This is a genomic window from Kitasatospora humi, from assembly GCF_020907985.1.
Lineage (GTDB): Bacteria > Actinomycetota > Actinomycetes > Streptomycetales > Streptomycetaceae > Kitasatospora > Kitasatospora humi.
This window is the reverse complement of the sequence record NZ_JAJJPA010000098.1, coordinates 1-10,324: the sequence shown is the minus strand read 5'-3', so window position 1 is coordinate 10,324 and position 10,324 is coordinate 1. Positions and strand designations below refer to the sequence as shown.

At 69.6% G+C, this 10,324-nt stretch carries 5 protein-coding genes; 4 read left to right on the top strand and 1 reads right to left on the bottom strand.

What is annotated here, in order from left to right:
• Positions 1 to 102 precede the first annotated feature (102 nt).
• Entirely contained in the window at positions 103 to 603 is a 501-nt protein-coding gene (locus LN042_RS36035) for an IPT/TIG domain-containing protein (RefSeq protein WP_283844028.1), read from the bottom strand.
• Between the two features lie 740 nt (positions 604 to 1,343).
• Here LN042_RS36035 and LN042_RS36030 point away from each other — a divergent pair.
• From LN042_RS36030 to LN042_RS36015, 4 genes are all read left to right on the top strand, one after another.
• The gene (locus LN042_RS36030) at positions 1,344 to 1,565 is read left to right on the top strand and encodes a DUF5988 family protein (RefSeq protein ID WP_230055683.1); all 222 of its coding nucleotides are present in this window, start codon (positions 1,344 to 1,346) and stop codon (positions 1,563 to 1,565) included.
• 251 nt (positions 1,566 to 1,816) lie between these two features.
• Positions 1,817 to 3,154: a beta-ketoacyl synthase N-terminal-like domain-containing protein gene (locus LN042_RS36025; protein ID WP_230055682.1), complete on the top strand. Its 1,338-nt coding sequence runs from the start codon at positions 1,817 to 1,819 to the stop codon at positions 3,152 to 3,154.
• Positions 3,155 to 3,216: 62 nt separating this feature from the next.
• A complete protein-coding gene (locus LN042_RS36020; protein ID WP_230055681.1) occupies positions 3,217 to 9,696 on the top strand; it encodes a type I polyketide synthase in 6,480 nt (2,159 codons plus the stop codon).
• Between the two features lie 88 nt (positions 9,697 to 9,784).
• Positions 9,785 to 10,207 (top strand): ATP-binding protein, encoded by a 423-nt coding sequence (locus tag LN042_RS36015; RefSeq protein WP_230055680.1) that lies wholly within the window; start codon positions 9,785 to 9,787, stop codon positions 10,205 to 10,207.
• Positions 10,208 to 10,324: the final 117 nt, after the last annotated feature.

The following is a 10,324-nucleotide window of genomic DNA, read 5'->3' as shown; positions in this document are numbered from 1 at the left end:
ATCCCCCCTCCGGGGATCTAGGCAGACAGGGGCGGGCCTTCGCCCGCTGCAGTGAGGAGGAGACCGCGGAGTCTCCGGTCTTCCGGCGGGCTGGGGGCTGTCCTACAGGTAGGTGTAGGATGCGCCGTTGCTGGTACCGGCCCCGGTGGTCACAGTGACCGGGACGGTCCCGGTACCGGGCGGGGAGATGGCCAGGATGGCGCCGTCGCCCAGCACGGTGAAGTTGGTCGCCGGGGTGCTGCCGAACAGGACCGACGTCGCGCCGGCCAGGCCGTGGCCGACGATGAGGACCGGCAGGCCGCCCGTGGCCAGGCCGATCGGCGGAACCAGCGCCAGGATCACCGGCGGGGCGGCCGCCTTGTAGGTGTAGCTGGCCGCGTTGCTGGTCCCCGCGCCGGTGACGACCGTGACCGGGACGGTCCCGGTGCCCGGCGGGGCGATGGCGGTGATGGCGCCGTCGAACTGGACGGTGAAGCTGGTCGCCGGGGTGGTGCCGAACATGACCGCCGTGGCGCCGGTCAGACCGGTACCGATCAAGAGCACGGGGTTGCCCCCGGTCGTCGGACCGCTCGTGGGCACGACAGCGAGGAGAATCGGAGACATTCGGTTCCTCTTTCCTGAACGCCGCACAAGCCGTTATTGGCCGAGTCGATGCGGCGTTTTCCTCACCGTAGGTTCAGAGGCTTTGGGACGGCAATAGGTGATTCGCACACTGCCGAAGCATTCGCCTCAATCGGGGCGCTCTAATTCTTGCGGCGCCCGGTCGTGCGCAACCGATAGTGAATTACTGGCCTGCGCCTGGCCGTTATCGGTGAGCGTGGCTGCAGATGCGATTAATGGCTACCATTGACGCTTGTGGTCGATCTCGCCGATATTGATCAAGAAAGGCCGGCGAAAGCCGGTGTACGAATGATCAAGATGGCCGCGTTGGCAGTCTGCAGCGGAGCTCTGGAGAACGATGAGAGCCTCGGAGTCCAGGGAGCCGCGGTTACCTCAGCGGGAGGGGTGAGTGGGGTGGGCGTGCTGACCAAAGCAGCATGATCGCGGCTGCGACCAGCTACTGTCGACATGCCCGGCTGGGATCGGGTGAGCGTCAAGAATTCCTCCTACTTATTCCGGAGGAAGATTTTTCAGCTTCGATCTCTTATGATTTTTCGATGGACGTCACGACATTTTTGCGAGCCCTTCACGTGGACCGATGTTCACAGAAGAAGTGCGCCCCTGATTTGCTTCATGCGCTGTCAAGCCTGCTTGGAGTGGGTTGATGGACCTGGCTGCGGGTATTCAAGGCATGCGCAAGCCGTTCTGATCAAGCGCATAATTTCCAGCTGTCTCGACTGGGTATGGTGAGTGTCGTGCCACGCTGCCTGCTCGTCTTCCTCAGGGGCGGTCCGAGTGATCTTTCCGGTGTCCGGGAAGTCGAATTCGAAGGCCTGGAAGACCGGTTGAAAATCCCGCGGGGGAACGGCTATGAGCACTTCGAGTTAACACGCGAACTAAAGGACGTCGGGGAACGCCCCGTGCCCGTCTACCGGTGGCTGTATCGAACTGCGATCGCCGAGTAGCACCGGCCAGTCCCACACCGCCGACCCCATCCGCGCTGCTCGAGCGCAGATCCGACGGCCGGATCCAGGCCGGAACCAGGCCGGAACCAGGCTGCCACCGGTTCGCGCCCTGCTGCGGACTCCCTCCCCCTGGTGCCGCCCCCACGGCGCCGATCCGCACCGCCCCCACAGATTCCGAGGTGACCAGTGATCAGCGACCTTCACACACCGGCACAGACCGGGCATTCGCCGCGCTCCCGGGAGCGTGCGTCATGAGCGGGCCGTCCGCCGACCGCTCGTGGGGCGACAGGGAGCGGGACACCATGGTCACCGGCCTCGGCTTCTGCCTTCCGGGCGAGGAAGGGCCGGTGTTCAGCGCAGCCGACGTCTGGGATCTGGCCTCCAACGGCCGGTCGGGCCTCAAGCACCACGGCGTTTACTACGGCTCCGTCGACCTTTCGGACGAGGCCTTCGCCCAGCGCCTGCCCGAGCTGCCCGGTATCTTCTCCCGGCACTACACCAACGCCCACCGCTTCGGTCTGGTCTCGCTCGTGGAGGCCTGCGCCGACGCGGAACTGAGCATCCGCGACGGGGACCTCACCGACGCCGCAGTCCTGGCCGGACGCGGCGGCATCGACGCCAACGTCGCCAGCTACCTCGAAATCCTGAACGCCGACGCCGGCAGCACCACCCCGCACCAGGCGATGGAGCTGTTCGTCCGGGGCCAGCAGGCCCTCACCCCCTCCGACGTGGCCCTCGTCCAAGGGGCCCTGATGCGCAGCACCGGGCCTTGCTTCACCGTTTCCTGCGGTTGCGCCTCCTCGGCAGTCCAGATCGGCAACGCCCGACGCATGATCGCCGACGGGGACATCGATCTTGCGGTCGTCACCGGTGTCGACGTCTTCAGCGTGGACGTCATCCAGAACGTCCAGCGCTTGCTCCACGGCGCCCAGCGCACCTACGACTCCATCCGTGTCGACGGCATGCCGGAACTGCTGCCGTCCTTCGACCGCGTCATGCGGCCCTACGACCGGCGGGCTGACTGCGTGAACCACGGCGAAGGGTCGGTGACCCTGGTACTGGAGAGCCGCGACCGTGCCCAGCGCCGCGGCGCGCACACGTACGGCCAGGTCCTCTCGCACGGCATGACCCGCGACGGTCTGTCCAACCCCCTGGCCAGCGACGAGAGCGGCGCTTCCCTGGTCTCCGCCATCCGCAAGTGCCTCGGCGACCGGTGGGACATCAGCCAGATCCCCTACATCCATGGCGGCAGCGACGGTGACGTCGTCGTGACCGCCTTCGAAGCGAACGCCGCCAAGCAGCTCTACGGCGACGCGGTCGGTGATCTCCTGATGACCTCGCAGGAAGCCTGTTTCGGTCACAACGGCGCCCCTGCCGGCGCCTTGGGCGTCGCCCTGACGCTCCTGATGATCGAGCAGGACGAGGTGTGCCCCACCGCGAACTGCGAGGAGCCGGCCGACAACATCTGCTTTGACCCCGTCCCCGGCGTCCACACCCGGCAGGTGGAACTCGACTACGCGCTCACCTGCAACTACCAGATCGGCGGCGTCAAGAGCGCGATCCTGCTCGGCAGCTCCGACGCCGACTGATCCCGCCGACCGTCCGGCCCGCCGCCCATGCCCACCCGAGCCAGCGCGTAGGAGACCTCCTGATGGACCACGCACACAACCTGAGGGCCGCTGATCCGCACATCGCCGTCGTCGGCATGGGATGCCGCCTGCCCAGCGACGTCGACTCGCCCGCCGCCTTGTGGCGGCTGCTCGAGGCCGGCCGGGACGCGATCAGCGGACCGCCGGTGGGCCGCACGCCTCCGGCCCCGGTCCAGGTATCCACTCGGATGCCGCGCTGGGGTGGTTTCCTGCGCGACGTCGCCGGATTCGACGCCGACTTCTTCGGTGTTTCGGGCAAGGAAGCCGACGTTCTGGATCCCCAGCACCGGCTGCTGCTCGAGGTCACCTGGGAGGCGCTCGAACACGCCGGTCTTCAGCCCGAGAAACTCGCCGGAACCGCCACCGGACTCTTCTCGGGCCTGAGCTACACCGACTACATGGAGTCGCTCGCCGGCCAGCCCACCGAACTGGAGGGCGCGATCCTCACGAACGGCCACTGCGTGGCCGCAGGCCGCATCTCCTACCTGCTGGGCCTGCAGGGCCCCTGCGTCGCGTTGGACACCGCTTGCTCCTCCTCGCTCGTGGCCCTGCACCTGGCCTGCCAGGCGCTGCGGAACGAGGAGTGCGATCTCGCCCTGGCCGGTGGTGTCACCCTCATGCTCGGCACCAGGACGACGATGTCCTTCGCCCGCATGGGCATGCTTTCGCCCACCGGCCGCTGCCGGACCTTCGACGCGGCAGCAGACGGCTTCGTCCGCGGCGAGGGCTGCGGCGTCGTCGTCCTCAAGCGCCTGGCCGACGCGCTGCGGGACGACGACCGCATCCTCGCCCTCGTCCGCGGCTCGGCAGTCAACCAGGACGGCCGCTCCGACGTCCTGGCATCGCCCTCCGCCGAAGCTCAAAAAGCCCTCTACCAGCAGGCCCTCGACCGGGCCGGCACCGACCCCCGCGAGCTGGGTCTGGTGGAGACACACGGCACCGGCACGCCCGTCGGCGACCCCGTCGAGTTCTCCAGCGTCGCCGCGGTCTACGGCCTGGGCCAAGGGCGCTGCGCACTGGGCTCGGTGAAGACCAACGTCGGACACCTGGAGCCCGCCGCCGGAGTCATCGGCCTCATCAAAACCGTGCTCTGCCTCCAGCGCGGACTCATCCCGCCCAACCTGCACTTCTCCCGGTGGAACCCCGCCATCACCGCCGAAGGCACCCGCCTGTTCGTCCCCACCGAACTCAACCCCTGGCCCACCCAGACCGGATCGCGCCTGGCAGCCGTCTCCTCATTCGGCTTCTCCGGGACCAACGCCCACGTCATCGTCGAACAGGCACCGAGCCGCACCTGCGCCGCCGCCCTCCCCGGCCCCCGCAAGCAGCCGGACACGGTCGCCGTCAACGCCGTGCCACCCCAGCCACCAGCAGCCCCCGCCATGGACCGGCCGCTCCAGCGCACCGCAACGCCGGAGGTTTTCCTCCTTGCCGCAGGTGCCGCGGACGCCCTGCCTGCGGCCGCAGTGCGTCTGGCCGACTGGCTGGAGAGCGAGGACACCGGCGCAGACCTGCACGACATCGCCCACACCCTTGCCATGCGCCGCTCCCCGGGTCGTGGCCGGCTCGGCGTGGTGGCCAGCTCCCGCCACGACCTGATCCACGCCCTGCGCTTCGTCGAGGCGGGCCGCGCCCACCCGGGCGTCGTGCGTGGCCACGTGGGTGCGGGTGTCAGCCGCCGCCCTGTGTGGGTCTTCTCCGGCCAGGGATCGCAGTGGCAGGGCATGGGGCACGACCTGCTCCAGCACGAGCGGGCCTTCGCCGATGCCCTGGCCGAGGCGGACGCCCTGATCGAGGCGGAGGCCGGGTTCTCCGTCCTCCAAGCCGTCCGCGACAGCCGGCGCATCAGCGGCTGCGGCCAGGTGCAGCCCGCACTGTTCGCCATGCAGGTCGCCTTGGCCGCCGTCTGGCGGGCACACGGAGTCGAACCGGCCGCCGTCATCGGCCATTCCATGGGCGAGGTCGCGGCCGCAGTCGTCGCCGGCGCCCTGAGCCTGGGCGACGGGGTGCGCGTCATCTGCCGGCGGTCCGCCCTGCTCACCCGCATCGCCGGTGCCGGCGCCATGGCGAGCATCGGCCTCGACAGCGCGAGCATAGAGGCGGAACTCGCCGCCACCGGAGCAGAGGGCGTGTCCGTGGCGGTCGTCGCCGCGCCCGACTCGACCGTCGTCGCCGGCACGGCGGGTGCGGTCCGCCAGCTGACCACCACCTGGCAGGCGCGCGGAATCACGGCCCGCATGATCGATGTCGACGTCGCCTCGCACTGCCCCCAGGTCGACCCGCTCCTCGCCGACCTCACCACCGCTCTCGCCGAGCTGACCCCCCACCAGCCCGCCATCCCGTTCTACTCCACCGTCCTCGACAACCCGCGCGACACCCCCCTGTTCGACGCCGCCTATTGGTGCGCGAACCTGCGCCGCCCGGTCCGCTTCGCAGCCGCCGTCGCCGCCGCGGCCGCCGACCGCCACCAGGTGTACGTCGAGATCTCCCCGCAACCCGTCGTCACCCACCCCCTCGTCCAGAACCTCACCGGCCTGCTCCACGACCCCGTCATCCTGCCGACCCTGCGCAAGAAGGAAGACGAGCCCACCACCTTCCGCACCCAGCTCGCCGCCTTGCACTGCGCGGGAGTCGCCGTCGACTGGTCCCGCCTCTATGCCGACGGTCGGCTGACCGACGTCCCCCCGCTCACCTTCGACCGCCGACACCACTGGGCCGACACGGCCCCGTCCCAGACGGCCAAGAGCGGCCCGGACGACGCGCCCTCCACCCTGCCGGGAGCGCACACGGACGTGCCCGGCACCCCACCGCGTCACACCTGGCACGCCGACGCCGGTACCGAGGCCCTGCCATGGATGGCCGACCACCGGGTCCACGGCCAGCCGGTCATGCCCGGCGCCGGCTACTGCGCACTGGCCCTCACCGTGGCCGACGACACCCTCCACCATCCCGCGGTCGAGGTCACCGACATCCACTTCCGGGAACTGCTGCACCTGGACGCCCACACTCCGATCAGCACGACCGTCACCCAACACAGCGCCGACCGCGCCGACTGCGAGATCTTCAGCCTGGACAAGGACGGAACCTGGGTACGCCAGGCCACCGCCGTCCTGCGCCGCAGCGACGCCACCCTCCAGCCACCCCGGCAGCCCATCGCCGAGTTCGCCGCCGACCACCCCGTCGCCCTGGACCCGCACGCCCTCTACAGCAGCCTGCGCGCCCGCGGCCTCGAACACGGCCCGGCCTTCAACGGCATCACCGAGCTCCACACCTCCCCCCGAGGCGACAGCTTCTGGGCCCGCGTGACCCTCCCGGTCCCCGCCCGCACCACCCATCACGGCCTGCGGATCCACCCAGTCCTCCTGGACCTGTGCGCTCAACTCGTCGTCACCAACCTGATCCACGACCAGGGCCACGGCCTGGTGCTGCCCATCCACGCAGAAGCCCTGCGTCTCCTCGGCGACCCGGAAACGGCCCACTACGCCCACGCGCAGATCACCCGCACCGCCGGCGGCACCATCACCGGAGACGTCCAACTGCTGGACGAGGCCGGCCACGTGCTCGTCGAGATCGACGCCCTGAGCTTCCTGCACCGTGGTGCACTCGCCGACCAGGGCGCTGATCGCTGGTTCCTCGAAACCCGCTGGCGGCCGGCCCCACGCCCCCAAAACAACACGCCGGCCGGCACCGGCCACTGGCTCCTCGTCGGCGAAGCGGACGGATCGGCTCGAACCCTGGCCGACGCTCTTCGCCAGGCCGGAGCTTCCAGCGACATCCTCGACCTCCCCGTCGACGCCGCAACGCTCCAAGACCTCCAGCAGACCATCGCAGCCCACCTGGACGCCTCAGCCGCAACAGCCGTGGTCCTCCTGTGCGCACCACCCGCACCCGACGACGACATCGACACGACAGCCCTGCGCCGCACGCGCCGCCTGCTCGCCACCGCCCGGAGCGCGATCGCACGTCCCGCGCCCCCACGCCTGTACGCCGTCACCCGCAGCGCCCACAGCCCGGAACCGGGTCAGCCCGCAGACCCGGCCCAAGGCGCGTTGCGCGGCCTCGTACGCGTTCTGACCCACGAGCACCCGGAACTGCGGGCGACCCTCATCGACGCCGACTCCGCCGACACCGATCGCCACCACCTCGCAGCCGAACTCCTCTGCGACCCAGCCGAGGACGAAATCGCCCTGCGCCGCGCCACCCGCTACATCGCCCGCCTCGCATACACGCCGCTGACCGACGCGGAACGCACCACCGCCACCACCCGCACCGTCCACTACGGCACCGACCGCATCCGGCTGCACGCCGCACGATTCGGTGATCTGGACGCCCTGAGCCTGACGACCGCCCCGCGACACGCCCCCGGGCTCGGAGAGGTCGAGGTGCGCCTGCACGCCGTCGGGGTGAACTTCCGCGACGTCCTCACCACCATGGGCATGCTCGCGACCGACGACGAGGCCGGCTACCGGATCGGATTCGAAGCCACCGGCGTGGTCACCTCCGTCGGACCCGACGTCAAACACCTCTGCCCCGGCGACAGCGTCCTCGTCGTCGATTTGCGAGGCGGCCTGTTCACCACCTTCGCCACCGTGCCTGCCGCCTACGTCACGCCCGTCCCGATCGGAATCCCCGACGAAGCCGCAGCCGTACTCCCCGTCGCCTACCTCACCGCGTGGTACGCCCTACGCCATGTCGCCCGGCTCACCGCCGGCGAGCGCGTCCTCATCCACAGCGCCAGCGGCGGAACCGGCTTGGCCGCCGTCACCGTCGCCCAGCGCCTGGGCGCCGAGGTGTACGCCACCGCCGGCAGCGAGGAGAAGCGCCGCTACCTCCGCACGATGGGCATCCGGCACGTCATGGACTCCCGCTCCCTGGACTTCGCCGAGCAGACCCGCGTCGCCACCGACGGCCAGGGCGTCGACGTGGTGCTCAACTCCCTTTCCGGGCCCGCCATCAGAGCCGGACTCGAGACGCTTCGCCCCTTCGGCCGGTTCGTCGAGCTCGGTGTCCGCGACATCCTCGCCGACACTCCTCTCGGCTTGGCGCCCCTGCGTCACAACATCACCATGTCCACGGTCGACCTCATCGAGCTTCAGCAGACCCGCGGTGACGCCTTCGCCGAGGTGATGCGCGAGGTCCTCACCGAGTTCCACTGCGGTACCCTCGCCGAACTTCCCTACCGCACATACCCGTTCGCCCAGGCAGCCGACGCCTTCCGCCTCATGGCCGGTGCCGGCCACATCGGCAAACTCGTCCTCACCATTCCCAGCGACGGATACACCACGGCCCGCCTGGATGCGAAGCCGTCACCGGTCCGGCCGGACGGCGCCTACCTCATCACCGGCGGGCTGCGCGGTGTCGGCCTCGCCACTGCCCGCTGGCTCGCCGCCCAAGGCGCCGCCCATCTCGTCCTCAACGGACGCACCCCGCCCTCCGAAGACGCCGAGCGCACCATCGCCGCACTGCGCGACGCGGGGACCAGGGTGAGCGTCGTACTCGGGGACGTCGCCCAGCCCGGTGTCGCCGAGTTGCTGGTGGCCGAAGCCACCGCTGACGGCTCAGTGCTGCACGGCGTCGTCCACGCCGCGATGGTCCTCGACGATGCTGCGGTCACCAACATCACCGATGACCAGCTGGAACGGGTCTGGCACCCCAAGGCCACCGGCGCCTGGCGCCTCCACCAGGCCACCGCCCAATTGCCACTGGACTGGTTCGTCCTGTATTCCTCCATGGCCTCCCTGTTCGGCAACCCCGGTCAGGGGGCCTACTCGGCGGCCAACGCCTGGCTCGACGCGTTCGCCACCTGGCGCACCGGCCTGGGGCAGCCCACACTGGCCGTGAACTGGGGCCCCTGGGGCGAGACCGGAGTGGCCACCGACTTCGCGACCCGCGGCTACCAGACCATCCCCACCGCGGAAGGACTCGAGGCCCTCGCCTCACTCCTGACCCACCACCGCGTGCGGACCGGTGTCATCCCCGGCCCACCGGACAGCTGGATCCCTCCAGCGGGCCGGGCGTCCTCCCTCTTCGCCCTCCTCACATCCGATGCCCCCGCAACCGCCGCCGGCGAAGACGCGGGACACGACATCCGACACGAGCTGCAGGCCGCAGAGCCCGGCCTCGCCCGCCGCACGGTCCTCGAGAACTACCTGGCCGACCACATCCGTACCGTGCTCCGGCTGGGAACCAGCACGCTGGACCCGCAGACCCCCCTGAGCGCACTGGGATTCGACTCCCTGCTCCGCATCGAACTGCGCACCCGCCTGGAGTCCTCGTTCGGCATCCGCCTCGCCAGCGACTTCGTCTCCTGCCACCCCACAGTGGCCTCCCTTGCCGACGGCCTCGCCCAACACTTGGGCCTGAGCCTGACCGCCGATGAAGCACGTGCCCCCGGTGGCGGCGAACCGGCTGCCACCGTCGTCGGGCCCCGCACACCCGAGCCGACCACCGCTGACACCAAGCCCTCGGGAGAGGAAGCATGAGTCTCTGCCAGTACCTCAGCGCGATACAGCGCTACCGCCACACGAACAAGGGGATATCGGCTCGGCCGATCGAATGGGTGGAGCGGCCGTGACCACCACGGAGTTGCCGGGCGTGGGTGCCCGCGACTGGCAAGGCCGACGCATCATGATGCTCGTGCTGCCAGAGCCCCAGAGCGTCGGGTCGGTTCGCCACACTGTCAGAGCGGTTCTCAGGTTCTGGAAGCTCACCCGACTCAGCGACGTCGCCGAACTCCTCACCAGCGAGCTGGTGACCAACGCGATCCAGTACGCCGGCGACGAGCAGTGGATCAAGGTCACCGTCTGGCAGGACCAGCAGTCGCTCTCGATCGACGTGCGGGACCGCTCAACGGTCGTCCCGCAGTCACGCCGGGCCACCACCGACCAGGAAAACGGGCGTGGACTGCTCTTGGTCGAGCACCTGTCGGATTCCTGGGACTGCCGCGTTCACCCTGACGGCACCAAAACAGTCTCCTGCCGCTTGAAGCTGTGAGACCGGACGACCAGGCAGGCGACGCCCAGTGCGAGGCTTACCGGCTCCCAGCGCAGCCCCCAAACCTAGCTACTGAAGTTGAAAGCGTGATGTCGCTCGGACGGGTGAAGCAGTAAT

What these genes read in the sequence shown, in the direction of transcription:
- LN042_RS36035 (WP_283844028.1), bottom strand. Translation starts at nt 603, where the DNA reads ATGTCTCCGATTCTCCTCGCTGTCGTGCCCACGAGCGGTCCGACGACC.
- LN042_RS36030 (WP_230055683.1), top strand. Translation starts at nt 1,344, where the DNA reads ATGGTGAGTGTCGTGCCACGCTGCCTGCTCGTCTTCCTCAGGGGCGGT.
- LN042_RS36025 (WP_230055682.1), top strand. Translation starts at nt 1,817, where the DNA reads ATGAGCGGGCCGTCCGCCGACCGCTCGTGGGGCGACAGGGAGCGGGAC.
- LN042_RS36020 (WP_230055681.1), top strand. Translation starts at nt 3,217, where the DNA reads ATGGACCACGCACACAACCTGAGGGCCGCTGATCCGCACATCGCCGTC.